Genomic DNA, 21514 nt, shown 5'->3' with positions numbered 1-21514 from the left:
TTATTGTTATGGAAAAATACATTTTTGAAACCATGCTAATTAATGAAGACAAAATTCATCAATTAGAGGAAACTTTAAAGAAGATTCCCAACATCATCACCATTAATATTAACAGATTCAGCAACGGATTAATATTAAAATTGGAAGCTCTAAATATTCAAGCGTTTGAAATAGCACTACGTCTGAAACAAAATGGTTTTGCCGTTGAGCGCTTATACGAAGAATAATAGATGATCCATTGTTACACCATTATGTAAACTCCGGCAGAAAGTTTACATAATGGTGTATGCATTTTTAACGATTCCCCATACATGATGCCCTTATAGCCTGCTTCTACTATCTTCCAATTCTCATTTTATTGTGCCCGAATCATCTTTTCTTGATTATTTTTCTATTTTTATCGCACAAATAGATTACATATGCACACAGCTCTATATATTTTTTCTTCCATCCTAATCATTATAAGTTTTATTCCATTAATAAGGAATGATTATTGGACATTCCGAATTTTTGAGTATCCAAGACTACAAAAGCTTGTATTAACAGCCCTGTCACTGGCGCTCCTTTTAATATTCTCTAACAAAACGCTAACCTTCTATATCTATGTAACCTTACTTTCAGGGACTATATTATACCTATTAAAACAGATTATTCCCTTTACTCCTCTTGGGAAAAAGCAGATTTTAAGAGTAAAACAGGAAATACCCGATCAAACCATCAGTATTATGATATCAAATGTGTTTGAAGATAATACCAATTACAAAGGCTGCATTGCGGAAATTAAAAAGACTGATGCTGACCTGGTACTGCTACTGGAAACCAGCCATGAATGGATGGAACAGCTTAAGGAGGCCACAGATACCTACCCCTATCGTGTAGAGAAACCGATAGATAACACTTATGGTATGTTGCTGTACTCTAAATTGGAATTGAAGGAAAGTGAAGTCAAATTTCTTGTGGAGGATGATATCCCTTCCATTCATACAAAAGTAATTTTACGAAATGGGCAGGTCATTCAGTTATATGCGGTACATCCGACTCCTCCTGTACCAGGTGAAAACCCAAGGTCAACAGAACGTGATAAGGAACTCCTTCTGATTGCAGATAAAGCTTTAGCATCAAAAATACCTGTGATAGTTTGCGGTGATCTGAATGACGTCGCCTGGAGCTACACCACTGAATTATTTTTAAAGACAAGTCAATTACTTGATCCGAGAAGAGGCCGTTTCTTTCTGAATACTTTTCACGCCCATCATTTTTTTATGCGCTTTCCTTTAGATCATATTTTCTGTAGTACAGACTTTAAATTAAAGAAAATGAAAAGACTGAATAATTTTGATTCAGATCACTTCCCAATTCTGACCGTATTACAATACGAAAAATCCGCGGATGCAGAACAAGAAGACAACACATTAGATTTAGATCAGGAAGATCGGGAATTAGCTGAGGAAAAAAAAGAAAAGTGCTGATATAACAGCACTTTTCTTTTTTTTGAGTAATTATTTTTGTTTAATATTCTATTGCTAAAATTGATCTCAGAGGAATCAATACACCGCTTTTTATTTGGAGATACTTATCCGTTAACGACCAAACTGTTGTTTCTATTCTTTTAGGACCTACTTCTGTTTGAAAGGCTATTGTAGTCTTCGACTTAAATTCATTCCCCAATCGCAAAGCTCCTTTTAAAGTTTCTAAAAATGTTTGACTTTTATCTTCATTCGCCGCCACTATTTTGAATGAAGAGATTTGTTCTTTTTCTATCAATTCTCCGATCATACTACTAATAATTTATAATTGACACTTTGATTAAGTAAGACATTTCATTTATAACGCTCCTAATTGTTATAACATATACTTAACCTTATTTAAATGTAAGGAATCCTCGATAAAATACCAATACTATTTCGATTTTAACATTTATTTTACAAAATGACTTATGCTACAGCATAATAATGCCTAAATTTGTTGAAATTTATCAAAAATGGACAATTCAACATTTGAAAAAAACTGGGAAATCAATTTTACACAATGCTATTCAAATGCCAGAATCCGTTATTCTGATCTTTCCAATTTACTGCAGCTCACAGCTGGTGAACATGCGACTATTGCAGGTTTTGGTTTTAGGGAAATGGCCAAAAATAATCAGACCTGGGTGTTAAGCCGTATCCGGTTTGAAATAAACCGCTTGCCAAAATGGATGGATATAGTGACCATAAAAACCTGGATTCAGCACTTAGAAGGGGCTAAATCAACCCGTAATTTTGAGGTGTATGTCAATAACCAACTTTATGTGACTGCTACAAGTTATTGGGCGGTTATTAATACTGTAAAAAGAGGTCCTGAGGAACTGGCAATAGCACTTGGCGATTTTAAAACATTTCCAGAGCGTCACAGTACGCAAAAGCCTTTTTCAAAACTAAATCTAGCACAGACCGTAAAACCAATCGAAAACTATACGGTTAAAATATCGGATCTGGATATTGTCAATCATGCTAATAATGTCAAATATTTAGATTGGTGTATGGATAGATTACCGATGGAATTAGTGCTAACAAATCAAATTGTATCCATAGAAATGAATTACCTACGAGAACTCCGCTATAATGACCTTGTAGAAATTAGTGGTAACTCAACAGATAAGGGCTATTTCATGACAGTCACAAAGCAAGAACGTGTTTCATTCGCCTTAGAAATCGAAACTAAATAAAAAGGGAGTACTTCGCTTGAACTACCCCCTTTTCTTCTTTATCTTTTTGAATTAACCTGCAAAAGCTTTATCACCTTTTTTATAAGGGTAATTTCCATCGAATTTTCCTGGAATCTTCACATAGCGCAATGCTTTAGTTAATCCCAGTTCCGAATTAAAGTATCCTGTTAAGGTCAACTGCTTAAACATGGTAAACCAATGAGGTGGTTTGTTTTCCACTTCTCTATATAATTCATTTTGTTTTACAGCATTTTTCTCACGTTCTTCTTTTGTCGCCTCATCTTGTTTTTTATTAAACTCACCAGCTTCTTTGTCTAGTAAGTTTACAAAACTTGTACGTTCTTCAGCAGAAAGATCTAAGAAATTTTTCTTCATTAACTCTTGTGCTTTTTTATCTAGGTTGTTAATTCCATCCATGAAAACAGTTTGTTGTTCATCGGTATAACAATCTCTTACCATCACTGGGATAAAGCTTCCCACGCCTGCTTCTTTAGCTCCAGGAGTAGAGGTTTTCGGTAATATTGCTTCGGCTAAGTCTCCCAATAAATCGGTTGTCTTAGGTTCGAATAAAACTTCTACCTGTTTAGTAGCAGAGCGTGAACAACCTTCAAGAAAAAGGCTTGAACCAATGACCACGCCTCCCATCAACATTGCGACACGTTGAATTGCTTCTCTTCTATTCATAATCAATCTCTTTTAATACTTAAATTGTATAATTAACTTCCCAGCCTGGACGGTAGTTACGCTTCACGAACTGGTTTACTTCATCAAAATTCGTCACACGCATATTATTATTATCCCATAATAAGCGTAAGTTTCTTCCTGGATATTTATTATCAACTTTCAAATCTGATCCACGGATAGCCAAGTTTGCCATCAGTAAAGCTTCTGTCAATGGTCCAGCAATTTCAAAAGGAGAAGACATCTGCATATTACCATAACCAGCAATACAACCTTCTACCCATTGTGCCCAGTGACCATCGGCACCACCTTTAACACGTGCATACTTTTGTTTTGGAGTCGTATAAGAAGCAGTTGTAGGCAATAATCTCGGATTTGCAGCGTAAGTATCGGCCAATATTTTACCTTTCGTACCGATAAATAAAATACCATTTCCACCGTCGCCAAAAGCCTCATTAGGACCTAGTTCATCTGGTCTTGGTGGTTGAATTCCACCATCCATCCAATGTAGCTTAACATCTCCTGCTGTTTTATCCGTTTTCGGGAATGTCATTACGGCATAGCTTGACGGCGGACAGCTTTCTGGGAAATATCCTCTTTTAAATTCGTCAACATATACAGATCCAACAGTTGCCTGTACATCTTTCACATATTGAAGACCATAGATACTAAAAGGCGCTTCCATGTTATGGCATCCCATATCACCTAATGCACCTGTTCCATAATCCCACCATCCTCTCCAGTTGAAAGGAATCAATTTTTCAACATAATCTTTTTTTGGAGCAGTACCTAACCAAAGATCCCAATCCAATTCTTGTGGAACTGGAGCTTGTTGTGTAGGCCATTGGATACCTTGAGGCCATACTGGGCGATCGGTCCAACAGAAGATCTCTTTCAGATCTCCAATCATCCCTGCGTCAACCCATTCGCGCATCTGTCTCACACCATCACCTGATGCTCCTTGATTACCCATTTGCGTCACAACTTTATATTTCTTGGCTGCTTGTGTCAAAACACGTGCTTCCCAAACATCATGAGCTAATGGTTTTTGCACATAAACGTGCTTACCCAATTGCATTGCTGCCAAAGCTACAATAGCATGCTGATGATCCGGTGTTGATACTGAAACTGCATCAATATGTTTATGCTCTTTATCGAGCATATCACGGAAATCCTTATAAAATTTTGCCTTCGGAAACTTTTTCACAGAATCTGCCGCACGACGCGTATCTACATCACATAGGTAAGCAATATTTGCTTTTCCACTTGCTGCAAATCGCGATACGTCTGATCCCCCCATACCACCGACACCTACAGATGCAACATTCAACATATCACTCGGTGCTGTAAAACCTACTCCACCCAATACATGGCGGGGCAGTATAGTCACTCCAGCGCCAAATAAGGCAGCTTTTTTCAGAAAGTCTCTTCTTGATGAATTATTCTTTTCCATAATTTAGATTTATAACTGATTAAAGATTACCTTTTTTCAACTCACTTACAGCAAAATCAACCGCTCTAGCTGTTAATGCCATATACGTTAATGAAGGATTGACACAGCCTGCAGAAGTCATCGCTGCACCATCAGTTACAAAAACGTTAAGCGCATCCCAAACCTGGTTGTTACCATTTAAAACAGATGTTTTAGGATCTCTACCCATACGAGCAGTTCCCATTTCATGGATACCTTGACCAAAACCATACACGTTATCATAAGTATATGTGTCCTTAACACCAATTTTCTCCAACATCTCTTTCATCTCATTTTGCATATCACCACGCATCTTTAACTCATTATCCTTGATTTCAACGTCCATTGATAATACAGGAAGACCCCATTTATCTTTTTTAGTTTTGTCTAAGCTAATTTTGTTTTCATGGTATGGTAAAATCTCACCGAAAGCAGTAAAACCTACGTTCCAATCACCAGCTTCGGTAAGAGCATCTTTCCATGCGCCACCTACACTCATCTCCGCGACCTCTCCAGACCAGCGACCACGGCCTGCAGCTCCTTGATAACCAAAACCACGAACATAATCACGTTTCTTGTCATCTCCAGCAACGTTAACAAAACGTGGCACATATAATCCTGTTGGTCTACGACCAAATACATAGCTATCTAAATATCCTTCTACATTACCTCCTGCTCCACAACGGAAATGGTGATCCATTACGTTATGTCCCAATTCTCCACTGCTACTTCCAAGTCCACCTTCCCAAACATCTGTAGCTGAGTTCATCAGTACCCAAGTTGAGTTAAATGCAGATGCATTAACGAAGATCACTTTAGCAAAAAACTCATACGTTTGATTTGTTTCCGCATCTACAATTTCAACACCTTTTGCTTTCTTGGTATTTTTATCATAAATGATTTTCGTAACAATTGAGAATGGACGTAATGTCAAATTGCCAGTTGCTACTGCTGCTGGTAATGTTGCCGATTGTGTACTAAAATAAGCACCAAAATTACAACCTAACCAACATTGGTTTTGATATTGACAGTTGATACGGTTATGATGAGGAACAGTAATGTTTGCTGTTCTTCCCATAATAAAATGGCGGTTACCACCGTATTCTTTTTTCAAACGTGCTGCAAGATCCTTTTCCACGATATTCATCGCCATAGCAGGCATAAAATCACCATCCGGCAATACATCCAAACCATCACGGTTACCGCTGATACCAGCAAATTTCTCTGCATAGCTGTACCAAGGAGCAATATCTTTATAACGGATCGGCCAATCTACACCGTGTCCATCTTTTAAATTTGCTTCAAAATCTAAATCGCCAAGTCGGTAAGATTGTCTTCCCCACATCAATGAACGACCACCTACGTGATAACCTCTATACCAGTCAAAACGTTTAGTTTCGGTATAGGGACTTTCTTGTTCATTTACCCAATAATCTAAGTTTTTTTCATTTAACGGATAATCCCTGCTCAAAACTGGACGTTCTTTGATCATCTCTTGCGTACGTCCTCCGGCATGTGGGAAATCCCAAGGATTCTTATTCGGCGACGGATAATCTTTTACGTGCTCGATATTACGACCACGTTCTAACATAAGAGTTTTTAAACCCTTTTCTGTTAATTCTTTTGCTGCCCATCCACCACTGATTCCTGAACCAATGACAATAGCATCATAAGTGTTATTTTCAGCCATTTTATTTTATTGTTTAGTTTTAGTTCTTTTATTAATTTATTCAGCAACCGCTTTATTCTCGACCTTCTCATCTTTAAAAGCAACTAAAAAGATAATAAAGACTACGAATGCTATTCCCGCAGGAATGATCCATGTTTGTTTCCAAAAATCAGCAACATTAGCTTGTTGCAAGTATGCATATTTCTCTCCGATAAAACCTGCAACCCAGAATCCAATAAGCTGACCTACCCCATAAGTCGCTAATGTAATCAAACCCTGTGCAGCACTTTTATATTTGATTCCAGCTTTACTATCGGTATAAATTTGTCCAGAAACGAAAAAGAAATCGTAACAGATACCGTGTAAAGCAATACCTAATATCAACATGAAAGAAAGATCGCCCGCATTACCATAAGCAAATAAGATATATCTTAATGCCCAAGCAAGCATACCAACCAAAATCGTTTTCTTGAAACCGAATTTAGAAAAGAAAACAGGTAATGCTAATAAGAATAATACTTCTGAAATCTGACCAATTGTCATTTTTCCAGTAGGATTTTCCATTCCTATTTGATCTAAAAATGGATTGGCATTTTGATAGTAAAATGCCAAAGGAATACAGATCAAAATCGATGAAACGAAGAAAATCAAGAAATTACGGTCTTTCAATAATTTGATAGCATCCAATCCGATGATCGATGAGAATGATGGTTTCTGATCTGACTCAATTTTAACAGGTGGCGTTTTAGGCAATGTAAATGAGAATAAACCTAACACCAAAGAAGCAATAGCCCCCATTAAAAAGGTATTTTTCAAAGCTCCAGCAGATGAAGCTTCTGCTGCATCCCATTTAAACAGATAACTGATTGAAAGACCAGCAATGATCCAACCGATAGTTCCCCAAATACGGATATTAGAAAACTGTTTCTCAGGATTGGTCAACTGTCTGAATGATACCGAATTTACCAATGATAGCGTTGGCATATATAAAACCATATAAGCCAATACATAAGGGTAAAAAGAAGAAATTTCAGTTGCATTATACATTTGATACATCAATACCGCACCGATGATATGCAACACGCCTAATATACGTTCCGCGTTAAAATAACGATCGGCAATCATACCGATAATAAAAGGAGCAATAATAGCACCTAATGATTGGGTTGAAAAAACATTCGCAATTTCAAGCGGCTGTGCTTGTAAATTTTTACTCAGGTATGTACCCAATGTAACGAACCATGCGCCCCAGATAAAGAATTCCAGGAACATCATGAAGGATAATTTAAATCTAATAGATGTGGACATTATATGTTTTAGTTTATTTTAAAATAAGAGATTTCTATCAAGAATTTGGTTTTTAAAATGACAATCTAGCATAAAAAAAACAATTGTACAAGTTACACTAAGAAATTATCTACTTCTCTGTAAGCGTTGAGCAAAGTTTCTTCGCCGATCTTGCCACTTTTGGACATACCATGCTCCATACCGACCACCCCTTTAAATCCCTTCTCGTGAAGCCATTTAAACACATTTTTGTAGTTAACTTCGCCCGTAGTAGGTTCCCTTCTTCCTGGATTATCTCCTACTTGAATATAAGCGATCTCATTCCAGCACTCATTCATTTTATGAATGAGATTACCTTCATTCTTTTGCATATGATACGCATCATATAATAATTTACATGAAGGACTTCCCACACCTTTGCATATTTCATAGGTCTGATCTGAATATCTAAGAAATAAATCAGGACTGTCACTTAAAGGCTCCAGTACCATCGTTATGCCATGTGGTTCAAAAATTTCTGCACCTCTCTTCAATGCCTCAATCACATTACCAGTTTGTACCCCGATAGATAGATTACGTTCGTAATCGCCAGGAACAACCGTTACCCATTTTGCATTGACACGTTTTGCTACTTCCACAGACTCTTTACAGCCTTTTAGAAAGATATCAATGTATTCTTGTTTACCTGCAGCTAAAGTATTGGCACCGTTCCCGCCCTTTGGAACAACAAAAACGCCCATACGCATCCCAAGAGATGCCAACGTTTCACCTATTTTCTTTTGTTCATCGATACTGCGTCCTGTCATACCGTTATCTTCGATACTTCTGAATCCCAGTTCATGCATATATTTTATCTCATCAACAAAATTTTTACCAGCAGTTGCACTGAACATGCCCTGATGCGGTGCATAATCTAAGTTAAATACTGCTCCTGCCTTATTTTTTTTCTGTTGTTGTTCACCCGCTAAAGTATTCAAGCTCACAGCGGAACCTGCTACCAATAAGGTGTTTTTTAAAAATTCAGATCTTTTCATAATTTCATTTATATTGTTTTTTTTAGAAAAAAGTTGGAAAACCCTTTCGAGTACTTTTCTTCTATTTCTCCCTTTTCATTGTTAAATATAATATAAACTTCTAAATTCTTTCTCTTCTTCACAAAATCAAGTATCTCATCTGGTGTAAGGGCCATAAAATAATTATCCAAGGCGTCTGCTTCCATTGCAGTTTTTGCATATACTGTAACACTGACTACTGGACTAGAAAACATATATCCCGTCAAAGGATTGACATGATGACTAATCTTCTGTTTTCCATTCATCATGTACTTTTCAAAATTTCCAGCAGTCGTCAATGCTCCAGATTTGATATGCACAACTTCGGTTTTCAGTAATTGATTGTGGCTGGAGGCTGGTCTTTCAACACCAATTTTAAAAAATTCACCTGCCTGATTTCTTCCCTTAACACGCATTTCTCCACCTAACTCCACAATATAATTTTTGATATGCTTACTTTCAAGAAATTTAGCCAAGACATCTACTGAATACCCCTGTGCAATACCATTGACATCAATACTGACGTTAGGTTTGCTTTTTTTTAGATAAGGAGCTTTCCAAATTAACTTATCCATTCCCACAGACGCTAGGGTTGCATTGATTTCATTTGAGTCTGGAAAATGTTTAATCTGTTTAGGTCCAAACCCCCACAATTGGACAAGCGGTGCTACCGTAATATCAAAAATACCTTTCGTGATGCGATTATAGCGGAATGATGCATCAACCACCTTTTGAAAATGACGATCTAGCTTTACAGCAGTTCTCTCCTCTTTATTAAATAGACTTATTGTAGAGGATGGGTTATAAATCGACATCGACAAATCAATGACTTTCAAAACACTATCGATATCATTTTTTGAAACTAACTCCTGTGTATCAAAATACGTAATATGATAAGAAGTACCCTGAGCAGGGCCAGATAAAACAGTTTTTCGGAGAGATTTTAAAGAATAAGAAGCTTGTTCAGCTCGTGCAGCTGTTATGCTGCACAAGCCAAAAAAACTAATTGAGAGCAGTATCCATGATTTAAAATACATGAATGCATCCTCTTATTAAATGTATAAATTTGTATTCTGACCTGGTATAGCTACCGGGTACGAACCATCTTCTTTTGGTAATATCTTAGGTAAAGCATCCCATGCATAATTTGTAGGCATAATATCGATTTCCGACTTTAAGGCGGCATCCCATTTAATTACTTTTCCTGTATAACATGCAATACGACCAATAATACCTGTTAAAGTACTATATGCACCATATTCTGCATTATCAAATTTATATTCACCTTTTGAAATTGCTTCAAACAATTCTTTATGCTCTTGTTGATAAGGATTTGGATTTCCTTTTGGTTCATGACGATAGATTTCATTTCCTTTAGCATCCCAAAGTACTGCTTGTCCATTTGCTGACAGGTAAGCTCTACCTTTTGTTGCTTGAAACTGTTCGTCGACACGGTTTGTAACCCCCTCGAAGTGCGCACACTGACTGTATACAACTGAGTTATCAGGATAAGTTAACTCTAATGCAAAGTTGTCATAGATCTCACCATATTCTTTACCTGTTCTATGTGCGCGGCTACCAGTACCTTGAATACGTACCGGGTATGCACCTTTGACCCAATTGGCAATATCAATATTGTGAACGTGCTGCTCTACGATATGATCACCACATAACCAGTTAAAATAATACCAGTTGCGCATCTGATAATCCATTTCTGTCTGTCCCGGCTTACGTGGTCTTACCCAAACACCACCACTATTCCAGTATACCTGTCCAGAAACAACATCACCGATTGCACCCTCGTGAATTCTTTTAATCGCTTCTCTATAGTTTGTTTGATACCTACGTTGAAGACCCACCACTACATTCAGTTTTTTCTTCTTAGCAATTTCAGCAGCTGCCAAAACTTTACGGATCCCTGGGATATCTGTGGCAACAGGTTTTTCCATAAATACATGTTTACCTTGCCGCACAGCTTCTTCAAAATGAATCGGACGAAATCCAGGAGGAGTTGTTAAGATCACCACATCGGCTAATTTAATAGCTTCTTTATAGGCATCAAATCCAACGAATTTATTTTTTTCAGGAACATCAATTTTATCCTGCCATTTATCTTTTAATGTTTTATATGTGCTGTCCAAATTATCTTTGAAAGCATCAGCTAATGCAACTACTTTAATATTAAATCCTGAGCTTAGGGCGTCAAAAGTTGCACCTGTACCGCGTCCACCACAACCGATCAATGCAACTTTAATTACATCGCTTCCTGCGGCAAATGCTCCTACCAATGGCACTGAACTTAAAACTGTCCCGCCTGCGATAGCTGCTGTCGTTTTTAAAAAATCACGACGTTCAAAATTTTCCATATTTTAGGTTTTTGGGTTATAATTAATAATCTTTAATTGGAGCCTTATCATAATAGGCCATTATTTCTTCATGCGAAGGAGGTGTCACAGGTCTTACTAAGCGCATTCCTACAAATGGAGCTTCAGGGAACCACCAGTTACTTTTAGGAATTTGTGGATCTAGTTGTTTCCAGAATGGATCTGAAGCTACCCGAGATGCACTTCTTAAATCTACAGCTTCACTATCAAAGGCACCGCCTCTTACACTATTGGGATATAATTTAGTAGGTATTGCAACGGGGTTATCAGCTACTTTACCGTCAAACTGCTGGTAATAATCTTCGATATATTGGTCAAAAGTCCATTCTGAAACATTTCCATGCATATCAAATAAACCCCAAGCATTTGGCTTCTTAGTTCCAACAAGATGTGTTGAACCGTCACTATTGCCTTTATGCCAAGCATATTGATCCAATAGAGCGGCATCATCTCCAAAACTATACGCTTTATCACTTCCGGCGCGACAAGCATACTCCCATTCCGCTTCTGTTGGCAATCTATAAAAAACTCCTGTACGTACGTACAGCCACTTGCAGAACTGAATTGCATTATAATGGGTCATGGCCAAAGCTGGGTGACCTTCTTTCCCCATACCAAAGGTCATATCTAAATATGGTTTTGTAGGACGTGTTACTGCATCCACTTCGGGAGTGATCTTGCCATCTATACTTTGAGTCAACTCATAATCTTTATACAAGAAAGGTTCAAACAAGTTCCAGGTTACCTCGTATTTCCCTATCCAGAAGGGAGCTATTTTTACCTCATGAATAGGCTTTTCATCTGCTTTAACATTCCCACCTTGTTTATATACGCCAGCTGGAATCGCAACCATGTCAAACTTCAATTTTGTCCCTTTTATTTCTTGTACGTAGCTTTCCACCTTTTGCTGTGCAAACAACGAGCTGGACATTCCTGACAAGATAAGAGCAAGTAAACTTTTACGCATTTCTATTTTTTTCTATAAATAATTGGTCATCACCCACCACTAATCCAGATATATTATTTGTCTAAGATATTAATTTCATTGTGTAATTTAAACAATAAGTATCATAACTTTTTTATTACACAGATAAAAAATGACAATTGAATAAAAAAAATAGGGTCTGTAAAACAATGTTTTACAGACCCTATTTAAAAATTACAAGTATCCTTTATAATAAAATATTACGGCTAACTTCACGATCAATCGTTATATATCCGGGATAAAAAATTGATTTACCGGCGACATTTATCGAAGGTTTAATCTTTATTGTAAACAAACCCTTTTTAGTGTTTGAATTAGATCCGATAAACCCAGCGAGATCACCATTATTGATCAACTCATAAATATTTGTATTTAATCTTACCGAGGCCACCGTAGATTGTCCAGGGTCCAAAGAAATCGACTGATTAACAATTCCCTCTGCTAATTGCTTTTTTTCAAACAGAATAATATATTGAAACTGATTAATTGCAGCTTTCTTTAAAGTCGGATTTTCAATTTTCAAGCGAATTACGGCATCCAAAGGAATATTTTTACGCAACATTCCCAAAGCTACACTCGGTAGTGCCGATAGATCAATACCATCTGCTTTCACTATTTTTTGAATGGAAGTTCCCGCTACACGAATGCTATCAACAGACTGTATATCAAACTTACACTTACCAAGATTTTCAATCTGGGCTTTTTGCCTACTGATCCCGCAGCTACTCAAAAATGCCACGCTCATTAACATCAATAGCCAGTTCTTTTTCAATGCTTTTATCATAATTTAATTTTTCCCTCCAAATTTATAAAGAATTCCCAAACTATTTATCGGATGCCCTGCTTTCAAATAATCATTGCTCATCAAACCGAAATTCATGCCAGTCATATATTGTATCTGCCAGCCACGCCCTACTTCCATACGGGTATAAAATACAGGTTCTATCAAAACATTCTGTTCTTTATTTGCATTAAGCTGGTTTATTTTAAAATCGGTCATATTTACATGTGACAATCGTAAAATTGTACCATAGTTCAGGGCGCGATCTCCACCAAATAAACGAATTTTCTCCCGTTTTGTGGAAGAGTAATTGACTTGGACAAATATTTTATTAAAATCCATATCTCGGCTTTCTACCACTGCCGGCCCCGCCGTTGATGTCCTTGTATCTAGTTCATTTACAACACCCATCCCATAACCTGCATATACTTCGAGAATACGATTGCGCCGTTGACCAAAAGTCGTAAAATAGCCAATACCCAACTCACCCATTTTTTGAGCAAAATCTGTAGGGCTATCTTTTCGGTCCACATAAGAACCATTTGCAATCACTCCGATATGATCTGAAACTGCGACTCCTCCGCTGGCAGAAACATTTCCCTTTAAATTAATATTTCCGGAAACATATACTTCACCGGCATCTTTAAACATTGGTGCGGCTGGCACATTGGGCATATACATCGAACTACAAGATGACAACAACAATAACACAACTGTTGGAATACTGTAAGGTAGACTTTTATAAATCATGAACGTTTAATATTATCTATAAACTGCAATTCCTGTATAAAATTGTACCAAACTTTGATTCTTGAAGAAATAAATGTATACAATTTTATTAAGAAGCTCTTACTTAAGCTTTAAAAACATAAAAAAGGCGTTAAGTAAACTTAACGCCTTTTACAAATATTGTGTAGCAAAAAAACTTATGCCTTCTCTACAGGAACTACAGAAACTTCTGCAGGAATAATAGAAACATAAGATTTGTTGTTAGCTTTTTTGCGGAAAAGTACTTTTCCATCAACTAAAGCAAACAATGTATGATCTTTACCAATACCAACATTTAAGTCAGGATTGTGTTTAGTACCACGTTGGCGAACGATGATGTTACCAGCGATAGCAGCTTGACCACCGAAGATTTTGATACCTAAACGTTTCGAATGTGACTCACGGCCGTTCTTAGAACTACCCGCACCTTTTTTATGTGCCATTTCTTTATCTCAATTTAAGACTAATGTCTGATTAAAAATTCAATTATAATGTAATACCAGTGATCTGGATTTTAGTGAATTGTTGACGGTGACCGTTTTTCTTTTTGTAGCCTTTACGACGTTTTTTCTTGAAAACGATAACTTTATCACCTTTTAAATGAGACAAAATTTTAGCCGAAATTTTAGCACCTGCCACGTTCGGAGTACCGATTGTGAATTTACCACCATCTTCTGCTAACAATACATTGTCAAATTCAATACTAGCGCCTTCTTCTCCTTGTAAGCGGTGCACAAAAAGAAATTGGTCTTTTGCAACCTTGAATTGCTGTCCTGCTATATTTACTATTGCGTACATTGTTAATAAATTAATTAAATGTGTTTATTGTTAATGAACGGCAAAATTAGCAATTATTATTCAATTCTAAAAATATATTACACTTTTTATTTACCACTACCAAACAGCAACACGTTTCTCGGGTGCTACATACATCTTCGCAGTTTTTGGAATCTGGAATGCTTGATAAAAAGCTTCCATATTATAGACTGGACCATTGACACGAAATTCTTCAGGGCTATGCGGATCGACTTTCAAACGCATGTTCATTCGCTCATCACTATTTTTAATACGCCAAACTTGAGCAAAACTTAAAAAGAAACGTTGATCTGGTGTAAATCCATCTATTTTGGTTGCATCTTGTCCTTGCTTTGTTTTTTTGAAAGCATCGAATGCAATATTAAGACCTCCAATATCCGCTAAATTTTCTCCTAATGTCAATTTTCCATTCACATGTTGTTTATCCAGTAAAGTAAAACCATCGTATAAGGCGGCTACCTGATTAGCTTTTGTCGTAAACTTAGTCGCATCTTCTGGAGTCCACCAATCTTTTAGATTTCCTTCTTTATCATATTGACGGCCTTGGTCATCAAAACCATGCGTCATTTCATGTCCGATTACAGCTCCTATAGCACCATAGTTGATTGCATCGTCCGCATTTGCATCAAAAAATGGAAACTGTAGTATTCCTGCAGGAAATACAATTTCATTATAAGGTGGGTTGTAGTATGCATTGACAGTAGGTGTTGTCATCAACCACTCAGTCTTGTCAACTGGTTTGCCCATTTTGTCGATCATTTCCTTATAAGCATGACGTGATGCAGCTTGTAAATTGGCATAATAAGTATCCTTATTGATTTCTACATCAGAATAATCTTTCCATTTATCTGGATATCCGATCTTTTTAGTAAAAGCTTGCAGTTTTTCGATCGCTTTTTTCTTGGTTTCAGGAGTCATCCAATCTAACTTTTCAATACGGTCACGATATGAGATTTCTAAATTATTAACTAACTCCAACATTCTTTTCTTAGCCTCAGGTTTAAAGTATTCTTCGGTAAACAATTTTCCAAGTACTTCTCCTAAGTTATCATCAACCGTACTGACCATAAGTTTCCAGCGTTCCTTTTGCTCTTTCTGTCCCTGCAAAGTTTTACCATACAGTTCAAACTGTGCATTACGGAAGTCTTTTGTCAATGCTGTTGCTGATGAATTCAACAGATCCGCCTTCAATTTAAGTTTCCATACTGGTAGCGGTTCAGATTTCAACAAATTATTTAGAGCAACATAAAACTTCGGTTGCTGTACCAATAAAGTATCTGTTTTAATTGCTAATCTGCCCAAGATATCATTCCAGTTCAGATTAGGTGTCTCCTTTTGAAAAGCTGCTACCGCAACTTTATTATAATTTTTAATCGGATCACGTAATTCAACTGGATTAAGATGAGATTTCGCAATTGCAGTTTCAATCTTAAGGACAGATTCTGCATCCGCTTTAGCTGTAGCCTGTTGACCGGCAAGCGTAAACAGCTTACTGAGATAATTCGTATAAGCTTCACGTATTTTCTTTGCCTTTTCATCCTGATCCAAATAATAACTTGATTCAGGAAGATTAAGTCCACCCTGTACAAAAGTAGCGGCATTTTTATTACTCATACGTTCATCGGCAGCGATATAAAATGAGAAAAGATCTCCCTCCCCCTCTTTAAAACCGTCGGCACTATAAGCAATCAGTTCTTCGATGGATTTTAAATCATCAATTTTCTTCAGCTGAGCCTGAATAGGTGAAATTCCAAGCTTTTCTATCGTAAGGGTATCCATTCCACTGGAATAGAAATCGCCAACCTTTTGTTGATCCGTACCTCTTTTACTATTGGACTGAGCGGCCTTATCTAAAATACCATGAAGCTTTTGTAAGTTCTCATCATTCAAGGTATAAAATGATCCCCAGCCAGACTCTGATGGAGGAATAACTGTTTTCTTCAACCATTGTCCATTGGCATACATAAAGAAGTTATCTCCTGGATGAACTGTCGTATCCATACCGGATACATCTAAAAATACAGTTCGATCTGCTTGTTTCTGATCCGAACCTTTATTGGATTGGCAACCAAATGCTAGAGCAGCAATCGGTAATATTGCCCATAATTTTTTATTGACCATAATTTTCTTATTTCAAACACCTTGAGTAAAGGTAGTTTTTTTATTAATGCGGAAATAACACATTTTAATAAAATTTGTTTTGGAAAATAGAATTATACTTCTATTTTTGCCAACAGACTACGGAGAGGTGTCAGAGTGGTCGATCGAGCACGCTTGGAAAGCGTGTGTACTTAACGGTACCGCGGGTTCGAATCCCGCCCTCTCCGCTCAAATACTAGCTCTATTTTAAAATAGGGCTTTTTTTATGCATTTAAGGCACATTTACATCAAATATACACAAATCACAGCGTATATAAAACCCTATTTTATTATACTTTCTTGTCACACTTTTGGCACACTTTTTTAGAATAGTTTTTAACTCCCCAACATCTTCATTATATATCCAAGACCACACCGATCACATAAAGCTAAACGAAGCTCTCTAAAACTCTAAACAGCATCATCCGAATATGAGGTCAAACCATGATACAAATACCTCTAATCAACTAAAATAAGTTAGGTTTCTATGAGACACGATTATTTTCAAGGGTATATAAAATATAATTTTCATGTCTCACCACTATTTATTGCAAAACCCTCTCATATTAGCAGATACTTTAATCGCTCGCCGTCCTGCGAGTTGAGCGAAGGTCGTTGAAGAGAAATGCGTAGCATGATTCAACGATATCTATGAAATAGACGAAGCTGTTGGCGGTATTTTTGAAATGGGGATTGTGTGATGGGAATATCAAAAATAGTGACAACAGCGAAGCCTGAGCGACCAAGCAGGCGAGCCAAACTCGAAAAACGGTTGGGTTTCTAATAGGCATGCAATGCTTATTATGAAACACAAAAGAGTTTTTATGAAGTGAAGGAATTACCAAAACATAAATAATGACAAACTGAGAAGCATTGAAAATGAAATTATATGTAATATTATTTCGTTTTCAACTTGGTTTGGCATATATTTATGACGGTAATTCCAAAACGGAATGCCTTAATTCCAAAATAAAATGCCTTATGACCTTTAATAAATGAAATTAATATATTGGAATTCAAAAAAACAGTCTGATTTTCTAACAATTATGAATATTCTAGTTGAGGAAAAACCTGATATATTATTTTTATCAGAAACTGACGAAATTATTATATTTAACAATATTGGAAACTTAAAAGTCATAGGCTATGAGCATTTTGAAAATCCTGGATGTAAAAGGGTTATAATAATTAAGAAAGTAGAATTGAAATTGTCATTATCATTTCAATCAACTTATTTTACTTCGGTTAAATGTTTGAATAATAACATTAATATAATCTCAGTTCATTTACCTTCTCAAATGTTCCAGCATATGGACGCATTGAAAAGCCATATAAGATTGATGAGAAAAGATATTGATTCTGAAATTGGAACTTCCTCTCAAGCTGATATTATCATAATTGGTGATTTCAATGTTAATCCATTTGAAAAACCAATGATTGATTTTGATGGTTTTTCCGCGTCAAATAGTATAAATTTAAAAAAAGAAGTTACTCATTTAAAAGAAAAAAAAGAGCTCTATTATAATCCCACATGGAAATTATATGTTAACAATAGTTTTCCAGGAACAAAATATTTTAAAAGACCGTCAGCTTCATCTTTTGATATACTTGAGCATCATTTTTTGGATCAAGTTGTATTGAGTTACTCATTAAGCAAAAAGATTACTCAAGAGCATATTAGTGTTTTGGAAGAAACACCAACAAAAGCTTTTTTTGATAAAGTAAAAAGGTCTATTTTAGAATCAGATCATTTACCCCTTATTTACGAATTTAAAATATAGAAATATGGAATGGAAAAAATTTTCGGAAAGTAAAGTTGAATTACCTGATGAAATCATTGAAAAATTAGCAGATGGTTTTTCAGATGCAACTAACGGTTTAGTAAGTATTGTTGTTAATGAGATTGCCCTAGATTCAAAACTGAGAGGTAGTGTTTTGCAAACTAAATTTCAATTTAGTTTATATTTGGTTAGCGAATTTTTGGATAACTTTTCATATAGAATACTTATGTTTGGATATGATATTAATCTTTACCCAGTCACCGTTAGGATTAACGCAGATATCCTTTCTGATTTAAACTTGAAAGATCCCTTTATCTTAAAACATGACAGTTATGATCAAGAATCTTTTACAAAATTAATTAAATCAATTTTTGAGACCAATAGTTTTGAAAACACCGTTACAGGTATTATGAAAATTGCAAATAGAAATAAACTCCCTTATTAAGAATTAACATCACCCTCACAGAAACCCACAAAGGTTTCAAGTGAGTGGTGATGATTACAGGTGAGGCACCAAAATTATTCAGGGGTATAAGAACTAAATATTCATGTCTCAAAAATCTCCTTCGTCTCTAAAGCTGTAGTACCCATTAATACCTATTATCAGATGGTCTGCCACCTGAATATCTAAAACCTTACCTGCTTCAATAGCTTTCTTCGTAATAGCATGATCATGAGAACTAGGAATTAGTTTACATGATGGATGATTATGTGATAAGATAATTTTAGATGCACAGCATTTTAGAGCAATAGAAAATATAGTTTTCATATCCACACTTACGGAAGCTCTCCCTCCCATTGCAATATCTGATATGCCAAGCACATGATTTTCATTATTGAGATAGATGACCTTAAACTCTTCCAAAAATTGCATCAATCCTTCGTCCCAGAACTCTTTTAATATTGTATGAGCCGTAGATGAATCAGAAATTTGAGGACATTCAGAAACCTTAAAATTAGGTTTAAATTGGACGGTGATTTCCGCCACATTTGATAGATTTTTCATATTATGTTGTAAATTAAAGTGCATAAAAAAAGCCCCTCCGATGTGGAGAGGCTAACATTGAGGTAGATTAAAAACCTTAAGGATGTTTAGTCACAAGAATAACTAAAATTCACACGTTCTAAGTCCGTAGAAGAATCGTATTTTTGATTTATAAAAACAGATTTCATTTTACCAGTTTTTTCATCCTGTATATATGAATAATCGTGTTTACCACCACCAATACCACTTCCGGAAACTTGTCTAACACGATTTTGTGATTTTTTACCATAATATCCTTGCTCATAAAGAACTATACCATAAGCATAATGTATTATCCCACTTTGTTGGGTAATATCATATGAATAGGGAACATATGGATTATTTAAATCATATTCTGTAAAAATATTATATGGATCATTTACATAACTTTTAAGGTTTCCATTTAAATAGGTGAAAACATGATCAGTGTTACCTTTAGAAATAATTTTTTCTAAAAAGCCTTCAGAATTATAGATATATGTGTGTTCTCCCGAATCACTTTCAACAGATTTAATTATACGCCCTTTACTATCCAAAGTAAATAATGCAGGTTCATCACCAATAATTGTTACATTATTTGATGTGTAGGAAATATTATATTCGAGCATCCTATGTTTGCCACCCCAATCAGTTTCGTCCATCTCGAACTTCACTTGAGAAACACGATTTTGTGAATCATACTTAAGATGTAAAATACCTTCATCTTTTACCCCCATATCAACAGTTGTGATTATACAATCTTTTTTTTCATCAACAGTTTGATTATTATCCTTTGAACAACTCAGCATAGTTGTCACTGTCATCAATAGTAAAAATACTTTTTTCATAAAATTAATAATAAGCTTAATGTCGTTAGCCATTACAACAGTTTAAAATACAAGAAGTGATTGGCTTAAATTTCACTTCAAAAATAGGTTTAACATATGACCACCACATGCGGGAAACCATATAGGTATTATAATCTTAGTTCACTAATTATTAATCTTTAAAAATATTTTGTCACAGATATATTCAAAAAAAATTATAACCAATTGTACAGGAACAAAGGGTAAAATAAGTAACGTGTAAAGAGTCGTTCCAAATATTGAATAGAGTTTCTCTTTAAATGGTTTACTAGGTTTTCTATCGTTATTTAGAAAAGATGGCAAATCATCATCACCATCAGATTCATAAATTTGCTTTATATAGTTAGGAATACGGTCACGAAAACTTATATCATTGCGGACGACTCTTAATTCAATTAGGATACCGTCTTCAAATTTCAGAAAAGTCTCTTTACGGTAAAGTGTTTCAAAATTGTCATGATCTGATTTTACAAATCCCTTTCCTAATTTGATTTCACCTGAATACCATTCGGCAAATACTTCTTTTTGATTGGGAAATAAATAATCTAGTCCAACACCCTTAATTCCAAAAGGGTTTAGTGGATCAGTTTTAGTAAATTCAAAAGGTTCTGTCTTGTCCGAACCTTTTACGTTAGGTATTCGCATTGAACCAGAGAAATTTGTTAAATAAAGTTTATCTTTAATGATTTCCCATGTGCCTGTGTAACCACGCCAGCAAGCGGAAGAAATGCCCACGAACTCCTCACTTAAATTGTTTTCGTATAGATACTTACTTAATGGTTCGTTGTAGGTATCAGAATAAGTTTTGCCTTGATAAATAAATACTTCACTTGATTGAGCGGTCATAATTAAAGTGTTTTAAATAAATCAACTAACAACTTTAGCGAAAATGCTAAAAAGAAGTGCTATTAAGCACATGGTTGAACCATCTCCCGAACCTTTATATTTAACAGGGTCAGATAAATAACGCAAGCGGAAAAATGCAAATAAGACTGCAAAAAAAACTATAGCTGGCATAATGATTAAAATAATAGGTACCGATATGTCCCTATACGGTTGGTTAGTAAATACAAAAGCGTGGGACTATAACCTAGAGCTGTCGGAGAGAGGTACCTAGGAGAACC

Annotated in this window: 22 protein-coding genes and 1 tRNA gene; 6 read left to right on the top strand and 17 right to left on the bottom strand. The window is 35.8% G+C overall.

All coding sequences use genetic code 11. The annotated features are described in order from the left end of the window. Positions 1–8: 8 nt before the first annotated feature. Positions 9–227: a hypothetical protein gene (locus tag WH188_RS00850; RefSeq protein WP_132771913.1), complete on the top strand. Its 219-nt coding sequence runs from the start codon at positions 9–11 to the stop codon at positions 225–227. Positions 228–419: 192 nt separating this feature from the next. Continuing rightward, positions 420–1469: an endonuclease/exonuclease/phosphatase family protein gene (locus tag WH188_RS00845; protein ID WP_168128083.1), complete on the top strand. Its 1050-nt coding sequence runs from the start codon at positions 420–422 to the stop codon at positions 1467–1469. 40 nt (positions 1470–1509) lie between these two features. Here WH188_RS00845 and WH188_RS00840 read toward each other — a convergent pair whose 3' ends face one another. Then, complete coding sequence (locus WH188_RS00840; RefSeq protein WP_021189844.1) at positions 1510–1776, bottom strand: hypothetical protein; 267 nt, start codon at positions 1774–1776, stop codon at positions 1510–1512. Positions 1777–1981: 205 nt separating this feature from the next. Between WH188_RS00840 and WH188_RS00835 the strand changes: the two genes are divergently transcribed. After that, positions 1982–2707, top strand: coding sequence for an acyl-[acyl-carrier-protein] thioesterase (locus WH188_RS00835; RefSeq protein WP_339423059.1), 726 nt, complete (start codon positions 1982–1984; stop codon positions 2705–2707). Between the two features lie 51 nt (positions 2708–2758). Here WH188_RS00835 and WH188_RS00830 read toward each other — a convergent pair whose 3' ends face one another. The 13 genes from WH188_RS00830 to WH188_RS00770 all read right to left on the bottom strand — a co-directional run bounded on the left by WH188_RS00830 (position 2759) and on the right by WH188_RS00770 (position 16722). After that, positions 2759–3391 carry a gluconate 2-dehydrogenase subunit 3 family protein gene (locus WH188_RS00830; RefSeq protein ID WP_021189842.1) on the bottom strand — a complete coding sequence of 211 codons (633 nt, stop codon included), beginning with the start codon at positions 3389–3391 and terminating at the stop codon, positions 2759–2761. A 19-nt stretch (positions 3392–3410) separates the two neighbouring features. Beyond that, a complete protein-coding gene (locus tag WH188_RS00825; protein ID WP_168128081.1) occupies positions 3411–4841 on the bottom strand; it encodes a Gfo/Idh/MocA family protein in 1431 nt (476 codons plus the stop codon). A gap of 19 nt (positions 4842–4860) precedes the next feature. Beyond that, a complete protein-coding gene (locus tag WH188_RS00820) occupies positions 4861–6549 on the bottom strand; it encodes a GMC oxidoreductase (protein ID WP_132771916.1) in 1689 nt (562 codons plus the stop codon). 36 nt (positions 6550–6585) lie between these two features. Further along, entirely contained in the window at positions 6586–7836 is a 1251-nt protein-coding gene (locus WH188_RS00815; protein ID WP_031288192.1) for a nucleoside permease, read from the bottom strand. Positions 7837–7928: 92 nt separating this feature from the next. Beyond that, positions 7929–8849, bottom strand: a complete 921-nt coding sequence (locus WH188_RS00810) for a hydroxypyruvate isomerase family protein (protein WP_339423058.1) — start codon at positions 8847–8849, stop codon at positions 7929–7931. A gap of 8 nt (positions 8850–8857) precedes the next feature. Then, complete coding sequence (locus tag WH188_RS00805; protein WP_339423057.1) at positions 8858–9904, bottom strand: FAD:protein FMN transferase; 1047 nt, start codon at positions 9902–9904, stop codon at positions 8858–8860. Between the two features lie 15 nt (positions 9905–9919). Next, positions 9920–11233, bottom strand: coding sequence for a Gfo/Idh/MocA family protein (locus tag WH188_RS00800; RefSeq protein WP_132771920.1), 1314 nt, complete (start codon positions 11231–11233; stop codon positions 9920–9922). Positions 11234–11255: 22 nt separating this feature from the next. Then, entirely contained in the window at positions 11256–12218 is a 963-nt protein-coding gene (locus WH188_RS00795; RefSeq protein ID WP_021189838.1) for a formylglycine-generating enzyme family protein, read from the bottom strand. Positions 12219–12423: 205 nt separating this feature from the next. Then, on the bottom strand, positions 12424–13020 hold the full coding sequence (locus WH188_RS00790) for a hypothetical protein (protein ID WP_237682869.1): 597 nt from the start codon (positions 13018–13020) through the stop codon (positions 12424–12426). Positions 13021–13023: 3 nt separating this feature from the next. Then, positions 13024–13767, bottom strand: a complete 744-nt coding sequence (locus tag WH188_RS00785; protein ID WP_168128078.1) for a hypothetical protein — start codon at positions 13765–13767, stop codon at positions 13024–13026. Between the two features lie 176 nt (positions 13768–13943). Further along, positions 13944–14228 (bottom strand): 50S ribosomal protein L27, encoded by a 285-nt coding sequence (rpmA, locus tag WH188_RS00780; RefSeq protein ID WP_021189836.1) that lies wholly within the window; start codon positions 14226–14228, stop codon positions 13944–13946. A gap of 43 nt (positions 14229–14271) precedes the next feature. Next, positions 14272–14583 (bottom strand): 50S ribosomal protein L21, encoded by a 312-nt coding sequence (rplU, locus tag WH188_RS00775; protein WP_021189835.1) that lies wholly within the window; start codon positions 14581–14583, stop codon positions 14272–14274. A gap of 96 nt (positions 14584–14679) precedes the next feature. After that, a complete protein-coding gene (locus tag WH188_RS00770) occupies positions 14680–16722 on the bottom strand; it encodes a M13 family metallopeptidase (RefSeq protein WP_339423055.1) in 2043 nt (680 codons plus the stop codon). 121 nt (positions 16723–16843) lie between these two features. Here WH188_RS00770 and WH188_RS00765 point away from each other — a divergent pair. The 3 genes from WH188_RS00765 to WH188_RS00755 all read left to right on the top strand — a co-directional run bounded on the left by WH188_RS00765 (position 16844) and on the right by WH188_RS00755 (position 18966). After that, a tRNA-Ser gene (locus WH188_RS00765) sits at positions 16844–16928 on the top strand. Between the two features lie 807 nt (positions 16929–17735). After that, a complete protein-coding gene (locus WH188_RS00760; protein WP_339423054.1) occupies positions 17736–18521 on the top strand; it encodes a hypothetical protein in 786 nt (261 codons plus the stop codon). Between the two features lie 4 nt (positions 18522–18525). Next, positions 18526–18966: a hypothetical protein gene (locus tag WH188_RS00755; RefSeq protein WP_339423053.1), complete on the top strand. Its 441-nt coding sequence runs from the start codon at positions 18526–18528 to the stop codon at positions 18964–18966. Between the two features lie 108 nt (positions 18967–19074). Here the strand turns inward: WH188_RS00755 and WH188_RS00750 are convergent, their stop codons facing one another. From WH188_RS00750 to WH188_RS00740, 3 genes are all read right to left on the bottom strand, one after another. Then, positions 19075–19509, bottom strand: coding sequence for a JAB domain-containing protein (locus WH188_RS00750; protein ID WP_339423052.1), 435 nt, complete (start codon positions 19507–19509; stop codon positions 19075–19077). Between the two features lie 104 nt (positions 19510–19613). Continuing rightward, on the bottom strand, positions 19614–20405 hold the full coding sequence (locus WH188_RS00745; RefSeq protein WP_339423051.1) for a hypothetical protein: 792 nt from the start codon (positions 20403–20405) through the stop codon (positions 19614–19616). Positions 20406–20516: 111 nt separating this feature from the next. Then, positions 20517–21236: a hypothetical protein gene (locus WH188_RS00740; protein ID WP_339423050.1), complete on the bottom strand. Its 720-nt coding sequence runs from the start codon at positions 21234–21236 to the stop codon at positions 20517–20519. Positions 21237–21514: the final 278 nt, after the last annotated feature.

The sequence above is a fragment of the Sphingobacterium sp. MYb388 genome, from assembly GCF_037479535.1.
Taxonomy (GTDB): Bacteria; Bacteroidota; Bacteroidia; order Sphingobacteriales; family Sphingobacteriaceae; genus Sphingobacterium; species Sphingobacterium anhuiense.
This window is presented reverse-complemented; position numbering and strand designations above follow the sequence as displayed.